The organism is Nocardia sp. NPDC056541, assembly GCF_042794235.1.
Taxonomy (GTDB): domain Bacteria; phylum Actinomycetota; class Actinomycetes; order Mycobacteriales; family Mycobacteriaceae; genus Nocardia.
Window position 1 is genome coordinate 265,905 of record NZ_JBHTUD010000004.1, and the last position, 19,210, is coordinate 285,114.

At 66.3% G+C, this 19,210-nt stretch carries 18 protein-coding genes; 13 read left to right on the forward strand and 5 right to left on the reverse strand.

What is annotated here, in order from left to right; all coding sequences use genetic code 11:
* Window positions 1-64 precede the first annotated feature (64 nt).
* The 10 genes from ACFQ9R_RS09000 to ACFQ9R_RS09045 all read left to right on the forward strand — a co-directional run bounded on the left by ACFQ9R_RS09000 (window position 65) and on the right by ACFQ9R_RS09045 (window position 11,239).
* Window positions 65-1,255 (forward strand): lipid-transfer protein, encoded by a 1,191-nt coding sequence (locus ACFQ9R_RS09000; protein ID WP_378989808.1) that lies wholly within the window; start codon window positions 65-67, stop codon window positions 1,253-1,255.
* Window positions 1,256-1,288: 33 nt separating this feature from the next.
* Window positions 1,289-1,729 (forward strand): SRPBCC family protein, encoded by a 441-nt coding sequence (locus ACFQ9R_RS09005; protein WP_101462898.1) that lies wholly within the window; start codon window positions 1,289-1,291, stop codon window positions 1,727-1,729.
* On the forward strand, window positions 1,726-2,598 hold the full coding sequence (locus ACFQ9R_RS09010) for a MaoC/PaaZ C-terminal domain-containing protein (protein WP_378989809.1): 873 nt from the start codon (window positions 1,726-1,728) through the stop codon (window positions 2,596-2,598). Before ACFQ9R_RS09005 ends, ACFQ9R_RS09010 begins: the two co-directional genes overlap by 4 nt.
* A 12-nt stretch (window positions 2,599-2,610) precedes the next feature.
* A complete protein-coding gene (locus tag ACFQ9R_RS09015) occupies window positions 2,611-3,489 on the forward strand; it encodes an SDR family oxidoreductase (protein ID WP_378630878.1) in 879 nt (292 codons plus the stop codon).
* Between the two features lie 2 nt (window positions 3,490-3,491).
* Window positions 3,492-5,720, forward strand: coding sequence for an acyl-CoA dehydrogenase (locus tag ACFQ9R_RS09020; protein ID WP_378989810.1), 2,229 nt, complete (start codon window positions 3,492-3,494; stop codon window positions 5,718-5,720).
* Between the two features lie 172 nt (window positions 5,721-5,892).
* Window positions 5,893-6,576, forward strand: a complete 684-nt coding sequence (locus ACFQ9R_RS09025) for a TetR/AcrR family transcriptional regulator (protein ID WP_378630881.1) — start codon at window positions 5,893-5,895, stop codon at window positions 6,574-6,576.
* Between the two features lie 84 nt (window positions 6,577-6,660).
* Entirely contained in the window at window positions 6,661-7,620 is a 960-nt protein-coding gene (locus ACFQ9R_RS09030; protein WP_378989812.1) for a diiron oxygenase, read from the forward strand.
* Window positions 7,617-8,945 carry a lipase family protein gene (locus tag ACFQ9R_RS09035; RefSeq protein ID WP_378989813.1) on the forward strand — a complete coding sequence of 443 codons (1,329 nt, stop codon included), beginning with the start codon at window positions 7,617-7,619 and terminating at the stop codon, window positions 8,943-8,945. The genes ACFQ9R_RS09030 and ACFQ9R_RS09035 overlap by 4 nt, the downstream gene beginning before the upstream one ends.
* An 80-nt stretch (window positions 8,946-9,025) precedes the next feature.
* Window positions 9,026-10,060: an alpha/beta fold hydrolase gene (locus tag ACFQ9R_RS09040; protein WP_378989815.1), complete on the forward strand. Its 1,035-nt coding sequence runs from the start codon at window positions 9,026-9,028 to the stop codon at window positions 10,058-10,060.
* A gap of 198 nt (window positions 10,061-10,258) precedes the next feature.
* Window positions 10,259-11,239 (forward strand): alpha/beta hydrolase, encoded by a 981-nt coding sequence (locus ACFQ9R_RS09045; RefSeq protein ID WP_378990015.1) that lies wholly within the window; start codon window positions 10,259-10,261, stop codon window positions 11,237-11,239.
* A gap of 109 nt (window positions 11,240-11,348) precedes the next feature.
* Here ACFQ9R_RS09045 and ACFQ9R_RS09050 read toward each other — a convergent pair whose 3' ends face one another.
* From ACFQ9R_RS09050 to ACFQ9R_RS09065, 4 genes are all read right to left on the reverse strand, one after another.
* Window positions 11,349-12,083 (reverse strand): methyltransferase domain-containing protein, encoded by a 735-nt coding sequence (locus tag ACFQ9R_RS09050; RefSeq protein WP_378989816.1) that lies wholly within the window; start codon window positions 12,081-12,083, stop codon window positions 11,349-11,351.
* Between the two features lie 196 nt (window positions 12,084-12,279).
* Complete coding sequence (locus ACFQ9R_RS09055; protein WP_378989817.1) at window positions 12,280-12,546, reverse strand: hypothetical protein; 267 nt, start codon at window positions 12,544-12,546, stop codon at window positions 12,280-12,282.
* 67 nt (window positions 12,547-12,613) lie between these two features.
* Window positions 12,614-12,892, reverse strand: coding sequence for a hypothetical protein (locus ACFQ9R_RS09060; RefSeq protein ID WP_378989819.1), 279 nt, complete (start codon window positions 12,890-12,892; stop codon window positions 12,614-12,616).
* 66 nt (window positions 12,893-12,958) lie between these two features.
* Complete coding sequence (locus ACFQ9R_RS09065; protein ID WP_378989820.1) at window positions 12,959-14,200, reverse strand: oxygenase MpaB family protein; 1,242 nt, start codon at window positions 14,198-14,200, stop codon at window positions 12,959-12,961.
* 805 nt (window positions 14,201-15,005) lie between these two features.
* On the opposite strand from ACFQ9R_RS09065, the gene ACFQ9R_RS09070 reads away from it, so the two are divergent.
* Complete coding sequence (locus ACFQ9R_RS09070) at window positions 15,006-15,749, forward strand: SDR family NAD(P)-dependent oxidoreductase (protein ID WP_378989822.1); 744 nt, start codon at window positions 15,006-15,008, stop codon at window positions 15,747-15,749.
* 46 nt (window positions 15,750-15,795) lie between these two features.
* Complete coding sequence (locus ACFQ9R_RS09075) at window positions 15,796-16,428, forward strand: TetR/AcrR family transcriptional regulator (protein ID WP_378989823.1); 633 nt, start codon at window positions 15,796-15,798, stop codon at window positions 16,426-16,428.
* Window positions 16,429-16,514: 86 nt separating this feature from the next.
* Here the strand turns inward: ACFQ9R_RS09075 and ACFQ9R_RS09080 are convergent, their stop codons facing one another.
* Window positions 16,515-17,372: an oxygenase MpaB family protein gene (locus ACFQ9R_RS09080; RefSeq protein ID WP_378989824.1), complete on the reverse strand. Its 858-nt coding sequence runs from the start codon at window positions 17,370-17,372 to the stop codon at window positions 16,515-16,517.
* A 187-nt stretch (window positions 17,373-17,559) separates the two neighbouring features.
* On the opposite strand from ACFQ9R_RS09080, the gene ACFQ9R_RS09085 reads away from it, so the two are divergent.
* Window positions 17,560-19,206, forward strand: coding sequence for an acyl-CoA synthetase (locus tag ACFQ9R_RS09085; RefSeq protein WP_378990016.1), 1,647 nt, complete (start codon window positions 17,560-17,562; stop codon window positions 19,204-19,206).
* The last annotated feature ends 4 nt before the right edge of the window (window positions 19,207-19,210 follow it).

Below are 19,210 nucleotides of genomic sequence, written 5' to 3' on the forward strand. Positions count from 1 at the left end.
AACCTAAATTACATGGACACCGTGTCTCAGGTATTCGGGACACACGGCACACGGGAGTGCGTTCATGACACAGAAGGTGTTCGTCGTCGGCGTCGGCATGACGAAGTTCGAGAAGCCGGGTTCGCGGGAGTGGGACTATCCGGACATGGCCCGTGAGGCGGGGACCAAGGCGCTCGCCGACGCCGGAATCGACTACGACCGGGTGCAGCAGGCCTATGTGGGCTATGTGTACGGCGAGTCGACCTCGGGTCAGCGCGCGGTCTACGAGCTGGGGCTGACCGGTATTCCGGTGGTCAACGTGAACAACAACTGCTCGACCGGTTCGACCGCGCTCTACCTGGCGGCGCAAGCGGTGCGCGGTGGGCTCGCCGAGTGCACCCTCGCCTTGGGTTTCGAGAAGATGCAGCCCGGCTCGCTCGGTTCGACCTACGACGACCGTGAGCAGCCGATGATGAGGCACCTGCTGGCGCTGGCCGAGCTGCAGGAGTTCGCGATGCCGCCCGCGCCGTACATGTTCGGCGCCGCGGGCAAGGAGCACATGGAGCTCTACGGCACCACGGCCGAGCAGTTCGCCAAGATCGGCGTGAAGAACCACCAGCACTCGGTGAACAATCCGTACGCGCAGTTCCAGAAGGAATACAGCCTCGAGGAGGTCCTCGCGGCGAAGCAGATCTACGGCCCGCTGACCAAGCTGCAGTGTTCGCCGACCTCCGACGGTTCCGGCGCGGTGATCCTGGCGAGCGAGGACTTCGTGGACCGGAACAACCTGGCCGACCGCGCGGTCGAGATCGTCGGGCAGTCGATGGTCACCGACCTCGCCTCGACGTTCACCAGCCCGACCGCGATCAACCTGGTCGGCTCCTCGATGTCGCGCACTGCCGCCGAAGCGGTCTACGCCGAGGCCGGTTTCGGGCCCGAGGATGTCGATGTCATCGAGCTGCACGACTGCTTCTCCACCAACGAACTGCTGACCTATGAGGCTCTGGGCCTGTGCGCGCCGGGGGAGGGCGGCCGGCTCGTCGACGACAACGCCACCACCTACGGCGGCCAGTGGGTCGTCAACCCGTCGGGCGGTCTGATCTCCAAGGGCCACCCCCTCGGCGCGACCGGTCTGGCCCAGTGCAGCGAACTCACCTGGCAGCTGCGGGGCACCGCTGACGCCCGCCAGGTCGCCGACGCGCGAATCGCCCTGCAACACAACATCGGTCTCGGTGGCGCGGTCGTGGTGACCGCCTACCGCCCCGCCAACCGCTGACTTTCCCCTACCGAATCACACCAGGAGAACCCCATGGCATCTGTGTCCGTTTCCACCGCACTTCCCGTCGCCCCCGAGCTGGCCTGGGCCCGGCTCAGCGATCTCGCCAACTGGGAGGAATGGCTGACCATCCACCAGGGCTGGCGTGGCGATCTGCCCGCCGAGCTCGCCGCGGGCGCACGCTTCACCGAGGTCGTGTCGGTGATGAACATGGCCAACAAGATCGAGTGGACCGTCGCCGAAGTGGTGCCGAACTCGTTCCTGCGCATCACCGGCGCCGGCATGGCCGGTGTCACCATCGAATTCGCGTTGAAGGTCGACGCCACCGACACCGGCTCCTCGGCCGCGTTCGACGCGAGCTTCAAGGGCGCGATGATCGTCGGCCCGATCGGCAAGGCTGTCGCCAAGCACGCCGAAGCCGACCTGAAGGAGTCGATGGCCAAGTTCACCGAGCTCGTCGGTTCGGCCGCATGACCACCTCGGAATCGGCCGGAGTCGTCTTCGACGGCTCCGCCCTGGGGGAGTGGACCGACGAAGAGCGGTTCTCGGTCACCGCCGAGCGGATCGCGGAATACGCCGCGGCGACCAATGATCCGGTCCCCGCGCACCTGTCGGGTCAGATCGCGCCGCCGGTGTTCGCGGTGGTGCCGGTGTTCACCTCGATGGCGCCCGCCGCGCTGTCGGTCGCGCCGGTGGAGCTGCTGATGAAGCTGGTCCACGGTGAGCAGGACTTTCTGTTCCACCGTCCGATCCGGGCCGGTGACGAACTGGTGGTGCGGGCCAAGCCGATCGGCTACGTGGGCCGCCCGAACGGCTCCACGGTCGTCATCTACGCCGAAACCCGGGACGCGGCGGGCGAACTCGTCAACGAGCAGTGGATGACCGCGTTCTTCCGCAAGGTCGACGCCGGTCCCGGTGAAGGGGAGCTCGCGCCCACCCACCGGATCACCGACGAGGATCGGGCAGGCGATCCGGCCGCGTCGGTCACCGCCCACATCGACGACGACCAGACCTTCCGCTACTCGCCGGCCTCGGGCGACCCGATGCCGATCCACCTCGACGACGAGATCGCCCGGATGGCCGGGCTTCCCGGCATCATCAACCACGGTCTGTGCACCATGGCGTTCACCTCGTGGGCCGCGCTGACCGAACTCGCAGGCGGCGACACCGCGCGCCTGCGCAGGCTGGCCGTGCGATTCGCCAAGCCGGTGCTGCCCGGCCAGGACATCACCACCACCTTCTGGCCCACCGAATCCGCTGATCCCAGGGTGCGGGCCTACGCCTTCGAAACCGAAGCCGCGGGCCAGATCGCGATCACCGACGGTCGCGTCGAAATCAACTAGGAGACAAGACTCATGGGAAAACTCGACGGTCGTGTCGCGGTCATCACCGGCGCCGGTCGTGGCATCGGCCGCGAACACGCGCTGCTGTTCGCCCGCGAAGGCGCCAAGGTCGTGGTCAATGACCTCGGCGGCGCCAACGACGGCACCGGTACCGACGCGGGCCCGGCCCAGCAGGTGGTCGACGAGATCGTCGCCGCCGGCGGTGCCGCGGTCGCCAACACCGACAACATCGCCACCTGGGACGGCGCGAAAGCGCTGGTCGACCAGGCGGTCAGCGAGTACGGAACGCTGGACATCGTGGTGAACAACGCGGGCATCCTGCGTGACGCGTTCATCGCGGGCATGGACGAGTCGCAGTGGGATTCGGTCATCGCGGTGCACCTCAAGGGCCACGCCGCCACCCTGCATCACGCCGCCGCGTATTGGAAGGCACAGTCCAAGGCCGGTACCCCGGTGTCGGCGTCGGTGATCAACACCGCCTCGGCCTCGGGCACGTTCATGCCCAACGCCGGTCAGGGCAACTACGGTGCGGCCAAGGCCGGCATCGCCGCGCTCACGCTGGTCGCCGCCGACGAACTCGAACGCTACGGCGTACGCGTGAACGCGATCGCCCCGATCGCGCGTACCCGCCTGACTCTGGCCACCCCTGGCATGGGCGCGTTGTTCGCGGCCGAGGTGCCCGAGGGTGAGTTCGACGCGTTCTCCCCGGCCAACATCTCCCCGCTGGTCGCCCATCTCGCCGAGGCCGACTGCGCGATCACCGGCAAGGTGTTCGCCGTGCAGGGCGGAGCGATCGTCGAGCTGGCCGGCTGGCACGACGTGCGCACCGTCGAGACCGACGGACCGTGGACCATCGACGAGGTGGCCGCCCAGCTGAAAGAGACCAACTAGCCATGGCGCGCAACAGTTATGAGCTCGGGGTCGGTGTCAGCGAGGACCATCTGGCCCTCGCCGACGCGGTCGCCGGTTTCGTCGAGCGGACCATCACCGCCGAGGTCGTCCGGGCCGCGGTCGAGTCGACCGACGCGGGCAAAGTCCTGCCGTTCTGGGACGGCCTCGTCGCCCAGGATCTGCTCAGCCTGCACATCGCCGAGGATCTCGGTGGTCAGGGCGCCGGTCTGCTGACGCTGGCCGTCGCGCTCGAACCGCTCGGGCGTGGCCTGCACACCGGGCCGTTCGTGCCGACCGTGCTCGCCGCCGCGGTGCTGGCCGCCGCGGATGACACTCGCGCCGAGGGCAATCCGAGCCTGGCTCGGCTCGCCGGGCTGGCGGACGGGTCGCGCACCGGCGCGGTGGCCCTGACCTCGAACCTGACCGGCACGCTCACCGACGGCACGTTGACCGTCAGCGGAACGGCCGACGGTGTGCTGGGGGCGGTGTCGGCCGACGTCGTCATCGCGCCCGTCGCGGTGGCCGGCGAACAGCGGTGGGTCGTCTTCGAGAACATCGAACTGACCGTCGGCGCGCAGGACGGCATCGACGTGCTGCGCGGTTCGGCACGGCTGCAGGCGGATTCGGTCGAGGTCTCCTTCGATCGGGTGCTGGAGGTGAGTGCGGCGCGCGTGCGTTCACTCACCGCGGTGGTGTTCGGCGCCGAAGCGGTCGGCGTGATGTCGTGGTGTGTGTCGACCGCGTCGGAATACGCCAAGACCCGGGTGCAGTTCGGTCGGCCGATCGGTCAGTTTCAGGGCGTCAAACACAAGTGTGCCCAGATGGGCATCGCACTGGAGAAGGCGCGCGCCGTTCTGTGGGACGCTGCCTATGCTCTCGATCGCGACGACGACACGGCCGAGTATGCAGCAGCTGTCGCAGCGCTGATCATCCCCGACGCCGCGGTGCAGGTCGCCCAGGAGTGCATCCAGGTGCACGGCGGGATCGGCTTCACCTGGGAGCACGACGCGCACCTGTACTACCGGCGCGCTCTCGCGCTGCGCGGGCAGCTCGGCGCGCGTGACGAACGAGCCGAGGCGGTGGCCGGCTACGCGCTGTCGGGGCTGACGCTGTCGAGCGAGCTGGAACTGCCCGCCGAAGCCGAGCGGATCCGGGCGGCGGTCCGGGCCGAGCTGGTCGAGATCGCGGCGATCGATGACGAGGACGACCAGCTCGTCGCGCTCGGCGACGGTGGCTGGAATCTCCCGCACCTGCCGCGGCCCTACGGCCGCTCGGCCTCGCCGCTCGAACAGGTGGTGATCGCGCAGGAGATCAAGACCTCCGGTATCCAGATGCCGCAGTTGCTGATGGGCACCTGGGCGGTCGGCGCGTTGGTTCCACACGGTGACGAACGGCAGAAACAGGAACTGGTCGTGCCGACACTGCGCGGCGAGCTGGTGTGGTGTCAGCTGTTCAGCGAGCCGGGCGCGGGTTCGGATCTGGCGAGCCTGACCACCAAGGCCATCAAGGTCGACGGTGGCTGGCGGGTGAGCGGACAGAAGATCTGGACCACGGTCGCGCAGTTCTCGGACTGGGCGATGCTGATCGCTCGCACCAGCCCCGACAAGCCCAAGCACGAAGGCATCACCTACTTCGTGCTCGACATGTCGAGCCCCGGGATCACGGTGCGCCCGCTGCGGGAGATGACCGGATCGGCGCTGTTCAACGAGGTGTTCCTCGATGAGGTGTTCATTCCCGACGAGAACGTGGTCGGGGCGGTCGACGACGGCTGGCATGTGGCCAGGACGACACTGGCCGGTGAGCGGGTGGCGCTGAGCCAGAAGATGGAGGCCTACGCCACCGATACCGACCTGCTGCGCTTCGCGATCGGCCGCGATCTCTCGCCGGTCGCGCGCTACCGGCTCGGCGAACTCATGGCCGAGAGCCGAGCGGTGGACGTGATCAGTTCACGGGTGGTGCTCAAGCAGCTGTCCGGCATCGACGTATCCACCACGTCCAGTGTCGGAAAGCTGTTGGGAATGGCGCTGGGACAAGCGATTTCGGAGTACATCGTCGCCGAACTCGGTGTCGCCGGCGTGGTGTCGGTGCCCGGTGAGCGCAGCGACCACGCGATGGAACAGCTGATCGCGGGCCGTGCCACCACCATCTACGGTGGCACCACCGAGGTCCAGCTCAATGTCATCGGTGAACGGATGCTCGGCCTGCCACGCGACGCCGCGGCACAGGGGTGAGCGCCCCGGGCGTCGGGCAAGCGCCCGGCGCCCGGGCGATCGCCGGCGCCCGTGCGCGGCCGGATCGGTGGAATCGCTGGACTACAGTTCGTCGTTGTATTCAGCACAGCGTGGTATTCAGCAGAGCGCCGAACCGGCATCTGCACCGCACGGACCCGGTGAAGGAGATGACGTGACCGCACAACGCACCGACGGCAGAGCCAGCCGCTGGGACCGTCACCGCGCCGACCGTCGCGAACTCATCCTCGCCGCCGCCCTCGCGGCCGTGCAGGCCCAAGGCGCCTCGGTCGGCGTCCAGGAGATCGCCGATCTGGCCGGCGTCCCACGCTCGGTGCTGTACCGCCTGTTCAAAGACCGCCAAGACCTCGATGAGCAGCTGCGCACCCGCATCATCGACGACCTGATGGCGGTACTCGCCCCCACCCTGAACCCCGAGGGCACCGTCACCGAGGCGATCGCGCGTTCCGTCGACGCCTACGTGGGCTGGATCGCGACCAATCCGCGCCTGCATTATTTCCTCGGCGCCGGATCCGGTGCCAGCAAGGATCACAACTCACCGATCGTATCCGGGACCAAGATCGCCATCGCGGGTACCGTGCGCGAGGTGTTCGAAAGCGCGCTGCGGGCACAGTCCGCACCGGTGGCGGTGGCCGAACCGATGTCGTTCGGCCTGGTGAGCTTCGTCGACGGCAGTGTGAACCGGTGGTTGAGCCGGTCGATGCAGCCGATGGACGCCGCGGAACTGTCGTCCTACCTGCAGATCGCCATCTGGGCGATCATCGACGCCAGTCTGCGCGAGGTCGGCGTCACGCTCGATCCGCGCACGTCGATCGCCGAACTGACGGCGCAAAATTAGATGTAACACGCAGTAGCGTCAACCCTTGTGTGGTACCGCTGGTACCACTAAACTGGGTAGTGGAACCGCACCGAGGAGACACCGATGACGCTGTCCAGCTACCACGAGGTCCTGCAGAGCCTGTCCGAAGGCTCGGTGACCAAACACTTCGATCCCTACGTCGACATCGACTGGGACTCGCCCGAGTTCGCCGTGCATTCCGACGACCCGCGCTGGATCCTGCCCGAGGTGGACCCGCTCGGCCGTCACCCCTGGTACAAAGCCCAGCCCGTCGAGACGCGGATCGCGATGGGACTGTGGCGCCAAGCCTGCATCGCGAAGGTCGGCATCGACTTCGAACAGCTGCTCATCCGTGGGCTCATGCAGTACCTGCCGTCGGTGCCCAACGGTGATCCGGAATTCCGCTACATCACGCACGAGGCTGCCGAAGAGTGCAACCACACGATGATGTTCCAGGAGATGATCAATCGCATCGGCTATCGCGATGTGATCGGCATGGGCTCGGTCGATCGTAAGCTCACGTTCATCATCTGGCCGGCGGTGAAGTTCTTCCCCGGATTCTTCTTCGCCCTGGTGCTCGGTGGCGAGGAGCCGATCGATCACCTGCAGAAGGCGTTGCTGCGCAGCGGCACCGACCCACATCCGATGGTGCACCGGGTGATGGAGATCCACGTGGCCGAGGAGGCCCGGCACATCTCGTTCGCGCACGAATATCTTCGGATCAACGTGCCCACGATGAACGTCGTGTCGAAAACCGTCCTGTCCGTGGCCTTCCCGATCATCATGCGGGTAATGCTGGCGATGATCGCGACACCACCGAAGGAGTTCGCCGAGAAGTTCGGGATTCCGGGCGAGGTGATGCGAGACGCGTACTGGCGCAACGACCACTCGCGCCATATCAAGCGGGATGTGTTCACCGATGTCCGCGCGCTCGCGACCGACATCGGCCTGATGAATCCTGTCGCCAAGCGCGTCTGGCAGCTGCTCGGTATCGACGGACCGGTGTCGCGCTACCGCAGCGAGCCCGCGCGCAGGACCGCATGAGGGCCGAAAGCTGGTCCGCGCCCACGGCCGCCGTGCTCCCGGACAAGGATCCTTTCTTCGCGCCGAGGCCCGGGTTCGAGACCCTTGCCGAGGGCACGATCCTGCGTTCGCGGCCGGTCGAGCTCGCCGCGTTCGGTGTGATCGGCATGAAGGTGCGGGCCTGGCAGCTGCTGTATCGCACGACCGATCTCCACGGCATGCCCGAGGCGTCCGTCACCACAGTGGTGACGCCGAGGGGCGGTGTCGCGCCCGGTGCCCCACTGCTGTCGTTCCAGTGCGCGATCGACGCCATCTCGCCGCGGTCGTTTCCGTCCTACGCGTTGCGGCGCGGCTCTCGCGCCGTCGGTACCTTCGTGCACGTCGAACAGCTGTGCTTCGCCGATGCGCTGGCCAGGGGTTGGGCGATCTCGATTCCGGATCACGAAGGCATGCTCGGCGCATGGGGAGCGCCGCGTGAACCGGGCTATCGCGCACTCGACGGCATCCGCGCGGCCCTGGCCTTCGAGCCCGGCGGTCTCGACCCGCAGGCGCAGGTCGGGCTGTGGGGGTACTCGGGCGGCGGGCTGGCCACGGCGTGGGCCGCGGAGATGGCGCCGACCTACGCGCCGGAGCTCGACATCGCAGGCGCCGTGCTCGGCTCCCCGGTGGGCGATCTGGTCTCGACCTTCCATCGCCTCAACGGCGGGCTGCACGCGGGCTTGCCGACCCTCGTCGTCGCCGCGCTGCGCCGGGTGTATCCGGCGTTCGAGGAACTCGTCGCCACCCATTTCAGCGACGAGGGTCGCGCGGTACTCGACAAGGCCGCCGAGTCGACGACCGCCGCCGCGGTGCTGCGGTTGGCCCGCTACAACGTCGACCGGCACAGCGGCACCCCGATCGCCGAGTTGCTCGCCATGGAAGCGATGCTGGCCGTCTTCGCCGATCTCACGCTGGGGGACCGGGCGCCCTCGGTGCCGCTGCTGGTGGTGCAAGCCGTGCACGACCAGATCATCGCGGTGGACGATATCGACGCGCTGGTGCAGCGCTACCGCGAGCAGGGCGCGCACGTGACCTACCTGCGCGATCGGGCGAGCGAGCACATCTCGCTGCTGCCGCTGTCGACGCCGCTGAGCCTGAACTGGCTCGACGACCGATTCACCGGCGTCGCGGTGACACCGTCGCAGACCCGGACGGTGCGCAGCGTGCTCGCGCTGCCCGCGGGCCGTCGGGGGTTCGGCGCCCTCGCGCGGGTCGTGCTCCGGGTCCTCTTCGGGCGGCCCATCACGGCCTCGTCGGCCGGTCACGGCAGGGAGCGCACAGTGAACAAGGCTCGTCACGCAGCCTGAAGCAACAACTTACTCACTGGTAAGATAAGAAATAGTGGGTCTGCCGGCAGGCAGTAACTGGTGAGGTAAGGGGTTTACCGATGGGGATCGTTGCCGATCTGCCGCGCGCGGTGCGCAATGTGTGGTCGGTGTCGTTCGGCGGTGGACTCGAGTCCTACCGCCCCGCACCGTCGACGACGGTGTACGACGGCGCACACCGGCACCTGAAGCGCTACGACCGCACCACGCGGGCGAAGGGCAATCCGGTGCTGCTGGTGCCGCCGCTCGCGGTGACCACGGCCTGCTTCGACCTGCGGCCCGGGCAGAGTCTGGTGCGCTTCCTGCTCGACCAGGGCAGGCAGCCCTACGTCATCGACTACGGCGAATTCGGTTACGCCGACCGCGATCTCGGCCTCGAGGACTGGACCGAGGACATCCTGCCCGAGGCGATCGCGCGGGTCAGTGCGGAACACGACGGCCGTGGCGTCGACATCATCGGCTGGTCGCTGGGTGGTGTGCTCGCGCTGCTGACCGCGGCCGCCCACGCCGACCTGCCGATCGCCTCCATCACCTGCCTGGCCGCGCCGATCGACCAGGCCCGCACCGCGTTCCTGATCCCGCTGCGCTTGGTCGCCAAGGTCACCGGTGGTCGCGAGATGGCCGTGGCGACCAAGGTGATGGGCGGCATCCCGCAGGAATTCGTGCGGCTCGGCTTCCGGATCCAGGCCTTCGACCGCGAGCTTGCCAAACCGATGTTCCTGGCCCGCAACGCCTTCGACACCGAAGCGCTGGCCAGGATGGAGGCCACCGACCGGTTCATGGCCACCATGCCCGGCTACCCGGGCCGCTCGTACTGGCAGATCTATCGCAGCCTGGTGCTGCGCAACGAACTCGCCGGCGGGTCGATCCGACTGCGCTCGGATCTGGTGATCGAACTGTCGAAGGTCACCTGCCGGGTGTTGCTGGCGGGCAGCCCCAGCGACGTGGTGGTGCCCGCCGCCTCGGTGCGCCGCGGCCTCGATGTCCTGCCCAACGCCGCCGAGGTGGAGTTCGTGGAGGTCAGCGGCGGACACCTCGGACTGGTTTCCGCCGCCGACACCACCTGGCCCGCGATCGAGGAGTTCCTCGGCCGCTGACTCGCGCCCACATCTGTGCCCGCGGAATTTCGGCCGCTCCACCAAACCGCGGGCCGGTGCAGTCCGAACCTCTCTTCATGCCTCACGTCCGCCGTGGGGTGACCCGCACTGATTCGAGCAGTGCATCCGGTAGACGAGAGGTTCGCGCTGGTGAGAAGAACACGTCGATCGATCCGTACGGCCGCGGTAAGCGCCGCGCTGGTGAGCGCGCTGGCCTCGGCCGCGCTGTCGCCGAGCGTCGCTGTCGCCCAACCCGAGACGGCCGGGGTGGTCTCGGCAGTCGATATCGACAGCAGACGCCAGCTGGTGACCGTCTTCTCGCCCGCGATGGACAAGCCGATTCCGGTGCAGGTGATCCGAGCCGCCGATACCGAGAACCCGCGGCCGACGATGTATCTGCTCAACGGTTCCCAGGGCGGCCCGAATCAGAGCGGCTGGGACGCACAGACCGACGCCGTGAGTTTCCTGCGTGACAAAGACGTCAACGTCGTGACCCCGGTCGGCGGCGCCAGCTCCTACTACACCGACTGGGTGCGCGACGACGCGGTGCTCGGCCGCAACAAATGGCAGACGTTCCTCAACGAGGAGTTGCCGTCGGTGATCGAGGGGTTCCTCCGGGCAGACGGCAATCGCGCCGTGGTCGGTGTGTCGATGAGCGGCACCTCGGTGCTGAACCTCGCGATCGCCAAGCCCGGCTTCTGGAACAGCGTGGCGTCCTTCAGCGGTTGCGCGCAGACCTCGGACCCCATCGGCCAGGAATTCGTCCGGATCACGGTCGAGAACTGGGGTGGCGGGCAGAGCATCGAGAACATGTGGGGCCCACGCAACGGTCCCCTGTGGCGTGCCAATGATCCGCTCGTCAACGCCGAAGGGCTGCGCGGCACCGAGGTCTATCTGAGCACCGGCACCGGGATCCCCGGCGCACCCCACGACACGCCGGCGGACGCGCGTGTCCAGGACGGCAGGATCCCGCTCCCGGTCCAGCTCGCCTTCGGCGGCCCCATCGAGGCGGCAGTGCACTTCTGCACCGTCAACCTCGCCAACCGGCTGCGCGAGTTGAACATTCCGGTCACGCTGGACGAACGCCCTGTCGGCACACACTCCTGGGGATACTGGGAGGACGACCTCCGCTCGTCGTGGCCCTTCGTGGCGCAGTCGGTGGGCAGCCGGACGAACTGAGCGCCCGGCGTCACCGAGCATCGCGAACCATCGATAGCCCAGCGCGGCAACGGATCCCGATGACCTGTTGCAGGGTCATCGGGACCACCTTCGTCACGGCGACGGGGTATCAGGCCTTCGTGGCGACTACCAGCACGTTCTTGCCGAACAGCTTGCCGGTGACGGCCTGCAGGAGCTTGCTGAGCGGGAACACCACGCGGTCGTAGAGCTTCAGCGCTCGCGTGTTGATCGTGCCGTCGTCGCTGCCCGCGAACTTGTAGGCCAGGGTGGCGAAGAAGCCGATCGGGTCGCAGTAGCGCGACTCCACGATCTCCAGACCCGCGTTACGGAGAATGCGGTTGAGCTGAGTTCGGCGATAACGCCGATAGTGCCCGACTTTGGTGTCCATCGAGGTGAACAGCACCTCGAGCGCGGGCACATAGATCACCAGCGTCCCCCCGGGCCGCAACAGCGAGGTCAGGTGTTCGGACGCTTCCTGGTCGTTCTTGATGTGCTCGAAAACGTTGAAAGAATAGATCAGACCGTACATTTCGGCTTCGGACGGCTCGGCCTCGCAATCGACGACCTTGTAGCCTTTCGACAACAGCAGCTTCTGCAGCTCGGCGTCGGGTTCGAGACAATCCGGGATGATCTGCCGCTCGGCCAGCATATCGGCGTAGGTGCCCCTACCGGCACCGAAGTCCAGTATGCGCAGGTCCGGCGACGTGACATGTTTATCTACGCAGTCGATCAGAAATTTGTTGTAATTGACCGCTTCGGTCATCGCCTCCAGGTTGTCACACCCGGTGTACGCGAATTCACTGCTGGTCACGCTTGATCCCCTCAATGCATCGATGGGCGGCAATGGCGGTCAGCGTAGTCCGACTACATTGCGGTGCCACGACATCGGGCAACATTGTCCGCGCCTCGGTCGGCGTCAGCGGCGGGGCGGCCGTGGCGAGAGAGGCCGGAAGGGGTGAGCGGTTGCGGGTTCGGCGCACCGGGCGCGGTGCTCGCGCCCGGTGCGCCGAACCTGTGTCTGCGCCATCATGGTGGTGTCGTCAGTCCGGCCGATCGAACCGGCGGCGGTCGGTCATCGTGGTCAGCGCGACCGGCCCGGTCCACCCACAGGGTGAGTCGCACATTCCGGTCACGATCGCGGTGGTCGATCCGTCGCTGTAATAGACGGTGTGCGTGCTGGCCCGCGCCGGATAGCCGCACGACGGGCACTTCCCGAAGTAGTCGAGCACCTCGCGAATCCCGGACGCCGACACCGGTTTCGGCGTCCATGGCGGTGCTTCCGCGCGTTCGACTGAACTGTCTCGCATCGTCGGTTCGCTCCATCGTCGCGATGACGATGGGTCCGTCATCGCGGCAATTCGAGACAAGAGCCTTTCAGTAGTGCTGGGCTCCGGGCGTGCACGGGCTCGCCGAACCCGTCAATGTCGCCACGTCGCAGACTCCGCCGGTCAGGATCTGAAACGGAGTGACGCCGAGCAGGACGATCAACCCGATGATGTCGCCTTGCCCGGCCAGCACTGCCGCCGAGTTGGCCGCTGCCGAACCCGAGTCGGCTGCCGATGAGCCTGTTTCGGCTACCGCGGTGCCCGCCGCGGCTCCGACGAGACCGGCTACCGCGACCGAGGCCGCGGCGATACGAAGAGTGTTGCGCATTGTGTGCTCCTTGCTGGGGAGTGGGAACTCCCTGGAAGTGGGTCGGTACAGAATTACGGCGACAGATCAGCGCGGCGGCTTGCTCATATCGCGGTTCATCGTCGGGAGTTCGATGCTGATCGGCATGCGCAGTTCGGACAGATAGATCAGGGCGGCCTTGCGCAAGAACTCGTCGAGGAGCCAGTAGGGATCCTCGAGCGGCGGGACCACGCTGAGCGCGCCCTCGCGCACGGCGATGAACGGACCCCATGCAACCTGGAGCAGGGGATCCCAGACCGGTTCCCGCGGAATCGAGAGCCCGTCGGCGGTCTTGTCGCCGAGCAGGAAACGAGTGAACGCGCCGAGCACCGGCTTGCTCAGAATCGACAGATCGATGTTGGCGCCCAGGCTGAGGAGCCGATCGGCCAGCTTGGCGCCCTCCGGCGTCGGCGCGATGATGGGGTCGAGGATTTGTGCCGCTTGGGCATTGGCGTCGGGCCATGACTTGGGGATGTATTCGTCGCGTACGCCCAGCAGGTGCCCGGCGACCTGCCAGGAGTGCAGGAACGCGTCCGATTCGTGTGCCGGGATCGGCACTTTCCAGGAATTGAGGTGCTTCATCACGGTTGTCGGCAGGCTGTGCCAGGTGACCATGATGTCGTTCTGGCTGATCGGTTTGTCCTCTTCCGCGGAGTGCACCCAGTGCGGGGACTGCGGCAACAGGTGACGCACCGCCGCGTGCACCAGTCGGGTTTTGACGCAGGTGACGATCATTTCCCCGTCGGGGGCATAAGCATTCGCGCTACCGATGTCATAACCGAGTTTCGCGGTTTTGGTGATGCGGTCTTTGAGATCGTGGCCACCCTTGGAGTAATAGACCGCGCGCGCCTCTTTCGGGATGACGGTGCTCATCATGCCGCTGGCGAACCCGTAGAGGACACCGAGATACAGTCCGCGCTTCTTGTTGAACGCGATCGCGGTATCCAACTTGCCGGTGTCGGTCCACTGCGGCAGTCGGCGGGCGTACTCCATGAAGTCGCGCAACTCCGAGGGCAAGCCGGCAGGCAGCGCCTGACCGTTCTTGGTCCAGGTCCGCAACAGTTCGTTGATCTTGGGGACTTCGCCTCGGTCGACGAGTCCGGCGACGAGTTCGTCGGCTTCGGGATCCCAGACCGTCAACGGGTCGACGCCGGAACCGGATCCGGCCACCGATCCTTCCGGCGACCACGTCCACGGATCTGCCCGTGCGATCGCACCCAATCCGATGGTGCCGACAACGCCGAGCATTCCGCCGGCCTTCAGCGCATTGCGCCTATTGAGTCTATCCATGACATTACTCCTCATTGAGCACGTTCAGACTCCCAGGCCGCAGCGCGAGTACTCGATCCTCTTCACTGAATCAGCCTAGAATAGTGAGTAACTTAACAGGCGGTAGGCGCTGTGTCCACGTTATGCGGATTGACGCCGGATGGCGGTTCGGTCGCAGAGAGGGGGAGGTGGGGTTGAACCCTCAATAGAAGGCTGTGACCTGCACACTTTTTCATTCGGTAGGGCGTGTGCGCAGTTCGAGTGTGGTCACCGACTGATGGACTCAGAGTTGTGGGATGGTGAGTAACTTAGCTGGACAGCGCACTCGGGATCGAGATCGTCGGCTCCGGTTGTTGGGCTCCCGCTTCAGTTGCTCGCTGGCTGATGTAGAAGCGGTCAGCACTGTATAGGGGCGTGTACGTGTGGATGGTCGAGTCCTGAGTTGCTTCCCTGTACGGCCGATCTGTCGGAGAACGTCGATTGATCGCGTGAGCTGGCGGCGGAAATTATGGAGAATTGGCAGTAACATAGTGGCAAAGATCCGCTGCTTCGTCGCGCATCCCGGATCTTGAGCCGGTCCACCGCCTGTGCGAGAATCATGGCTAACTTATTGGACCTGTCGCCGACCGGTGGCGACAGCGCGTGAGGAGTCAAAGATGTCCGCTCTCGTCGTCGACGTACTTCGACCACCGTCTGGCTGGAGAACTCGCGGTGGGGGACCGTCACCGGTGGGCTGCGCTGCCCTGCTCGCCGATGTGTTCGGCGAGCCGGCCGATCCTTGCCGCTCGATGATCGTGGCGTCGGCTGACGCGGGATCGGCGCAGCGATGACCTACCGGCGTTGTGCCCTGATCACCGGCGGTTCGCGAGGAATCGGCGCGGAGGTCGCGCGGCGTCTGGCCGAACTCGGCTACGACCTCACGCTCGCCGCCCGCGATGGAGCGGTCCTGGACAGCACTGCTGAAGAGCTGCGCACCGACCACGGTGTCGACGTAGTGACGGTGATCGCGAACATGAACGATCCCGAACAGTTGCTGCGCCTGGCCGACACGCACGCCGACCGGTTCGGTCGCCTGGACGTCTTGGTGCACTGCGCCGGCACCGGTACCGCCGGTCCGGTGGCGACGATGAGCGCCGCCGGCTACCACCGCATGTTCGACATCAACGTTCGCGGCCCCCTGACCCTTGTGCAGCACTGCCTGCCATTGCTACGCGAGACGGCGAAAGGCAACCCTGGCGCAGGTGCGAAAATCGTTGCGCTGGCCTCGATCACCGGTGTCGCGGGGGAGCCGGGCTTGGCCGCCTATGGGGCGTCGAAAGCCGCTCTGGTGTCGCTCTGCGAAACCATTTCGCTGGAGGAATCCGCGAACGGTGTCAGTGCGACAGCTATCTCACCTGGCTATGTCGATACCGATATGACCGCGTGGAAACGCGACGAACTCGACCGCGCGGCGATGCTGACGACCGGGGACATCGCTGAACTGGTGCTGGCCATCACTCGTCTGTCCGCCAACGCCGTGGTTCCCAATATCGTTGTCTCCCGGTCGGGGAGCCAGCTGTGGCGAGCATGATCGACCGCGCATCGCCTGCTGAGCCGGTGGGAACGAGTACGGCTCGATGACCGCGATACGCGGCGAAGTGAGGAATGCGCACATCCTCACCCGCGCGGATCGCGGCGCGGCCCGTGCCCGTCGCCGAGAGGTCGTCATCCGCGCCGCGCGTGACGTCTTCGTCGATCGTGGTTTCCATGGCGCCAGCATGGAAGAGATCAGCATCAGGGCCCAGGTGAGCAAACCGGTGCTCTACAACCACTTCACGGGCAAGGTTGACCTGTATTCCACTGTGCTGCAACGCTATCTGGACCACATGGTCGGTGGGCTGCGTGATGCGCTCCGGACGACCGCCGGGTACGAGAACAAGGTGCGGTGCACGGTCTCGGCCTATTTCGACTTCGTCGACGAGGACGACGGTGCGGGATACACGCTCGTCTTCGACACTCCGGTTCCGAGTGAGCCGAGCGTCGAGGGTCGGGTACGGATGGCGATGGCCGAATGTGCGGCACTGGTCGGTGTCGAACTCGACGCGGTGGGGATGGATCCCTACCGCGCCCGGGCTTGCGCATTCGGTCTCGTCGGCGCCAGCCACCTGGCGGCCCGCTACTGGTTCGACGCCGGTCGCCCGATTCCTAAGATCGACGCGGTCGACACCACCGTTGCGCTGTTCTGGACAGGACTGTCCGGAACAGGGTAGTGCGAATACCGGTGGGGTCGACGAAGTCGCCGCGGCGATGCGGGAAGCGTCCGAGAACCTGGCCCCGATGCACCGTGTGTGTCTGCTCAGATCAGATTCTTGCCCTGAGATCTACGCTCACGCATGTCGTCCAGGTAGCGCTCGAAGGGCTGAGCTCGCCAAGTGTCCGGCAGCACCTCGAGCAGTCGGCCGAGCGTGCGCATCACGATTTCGAACACTCGTTGCTTGCGCGGGCTCCATGGCAGGCCCAACTCGTCGCGGAACTGCTGTGGCAGAAACCCGGTGGTGAAGAAGCGATTCGCCCGACCGAACGCGACGCGCACGCTTCGACGCCATGCCGCCAGCTCGACAACGTAGTTGAGCAGGTAGGTGCGGACTTCGTCGTCGAAGGACAGATCGCCGAGCATCGAGTCCCAGTACCGATCGAAGGCCGCACGGTCGGCCGGCCACAGTTCGGCCGGCATCTGCAAGGTTGTTCCGAATCTGGCGGCATCGCGATACATCTCGTCGGCATCTTGCTCGTTCATTCCGCCGAAGAGCAGGTTCACCGTATCCAGGACTCCTCGGTACAGGCAGGCGGCTACCCACAGTTGCAGTTGAGGGTCGAAGGCGTTGTACCGAACAGGGCTGTGTGGTCCCGAGCGCACCTGCCGGTGCGCGGAGCCCACCGCGGCACGGTATGCCGCCTGATCTTCGTCGGTGCCGATCATCGCCACCGCGAGGTAGGTGAGCGTGGTACGACCGCGCTTGGCCGGTCGTGTCGCGTAACTGCCTGATTCGACAACACTTTCCACCACGCCGCGTCCCACCGGGGGCAGGCTCAGCTGCATGATCACGTTCGCCGGGCCGCCCAGCAGCGCGCCGGCACCGTTGAGGTAGCGGTGTCTGCGCGCGATGTCGCCCGAGACATCCTGCGGCCGACCAGCTTTTGCTGAACGGGTCATGGCCGGCCTCCGAATCGAAAAGATGAGAGATTCATGCGCTCATGTTCTCACCGAGCCCGGGGCCTCCACAATGCTTTTCGGCGATTAAGTTACTAATGATTCCGGCGAGGTCTACGATCGCCATCGGCTGTCGGTGCGCAGATTCCGATCGCTGGTCCCCCAGTACCCGAACACTTCGGAGGTGTCCATGTCGGTGATCCCGAGCATGTCAGCGGCCCTGGTCGCAACGATGGCCGACGGCTTGGCTGCCGTCGGAGTGCTGCGCAGAAGCGGCGCGATCGAACTTCGGCACCCGCTGGAGCTGCTGCGTACCGCCAGGGATGCGACAGTGCTCGGTCCGGTCGTCACCGCGTTCGCGCACGCGGCTCGCCGCAACGGCGCCGCGACGGCCATCGTCGACGAGCTGGGGCCGCTGACGTTCGCGGAGCTCGATCGCAGGTCGAATGCGGTGGCCAACGGCCTTGCCGCGCGGGGGATCGCGAGTGGCACTGTGCTGGCCGCGCTGTGCCGGGATCATCGGGGGATGGTCTTGTCGCTGCTCGCCGCGGGCAAGCTGGGCGCGCGCATCGTGTTGCTCAATACGGGAATGGCGGGCCCGCAGTTGGTGTCGGTGACCGAACGCGAAAACGTGGGTGCGATCCTGCTCGACGCCGAGTTCCTTCACCGCTTCGAGGATCTTCCGAAGAAGTTACCGACTATTCTGACTTTGGATGATGGTTGGGTGGACCACGGGCAGCCCACGCTGGACGATGTCCGAGCGGGCCAGCACACCCGACCGCCGGTGAGTCCCAAGCAGCCCGGCGGGATCGTGGTGCTGACCAGCGGCACGACCGGAACACCGAAAGGTGCGCCGCGAGGCAAGGTGTCGCCCTTGCAATCGGCGCAGTTCCTCGACCGGATCCCCTTGCCGACGGCGAGTACGACCGTGCTCGCGGCGCCGGCGTTCCACGGCACCGGTCTCTCGCAGCTGATTCTCGGTTGGGCGCTGGGAAGCGCGATCGTCTTGCAGCAGCGCAGATTCGACCCGCGACGCACGCTGGCCGATATCGAACACCATCGGGCGGGAACGTTGGTGCTGGTACCAACGATGTTGCAGCGCATCGTCGATCTGGGCGAGTCCGTGCTGGCCGAATACGACACCTCCTCGCTGAAGGTGATCTTCGCGGCCGGATCCGCCATCTCGCCCGACCTGAGCAGGCGCACGGCGCTGGCGTTCGGTGAGGTGCTCTACAACCTGTATGCCTCGACGGAGGTCGCGGTGGCAGCCGTCGCCACACCCGGCGATATGCGGGAAGCGCCCGGCACCGTGGGCCGTCCACCTGTGGGCTGCCGGGTCGCGATCTACGATGACGACCGCCGCCGGATCACCGAACCGGGCGTGGTCGGCACCATATTCGTCGCCAGCGCACTGAGTTTCGGCGGCTATACCGACGGCACAGGCAAGGAGATCGTCGACGGAATGCAGTCCAGTGGCGATGTCGGTCATTTCGATGCGGCGGGAAGACTGTTCATCGATGGTCGAGACGACGACATGATCGTCTCCGGCGGGGAGAACGTCTTTCCGCTCGAGGTCGAAAACCTGCTCGTAGAACGACCCGACATTCTCGAGGCTGCGGTCGTGGGGGTGGACGATCGCGACTTCGGAAAACGTCTGCGCGCGTTCGTCGTGCCCGCGCCGGGTGCGTCGTGCGACGCGCAACAGGTGAAGGACTACGTCAAAGCGAACCTCGCGCGACACAAAGTCCCTCGGGATGTGGTGTTCGTAGACGAGCTGCCACGCAATGCCACCGGCAAACTGCTTCGCCGTAAGCTCGAGAGCGCCGATCCGCAATGAGATC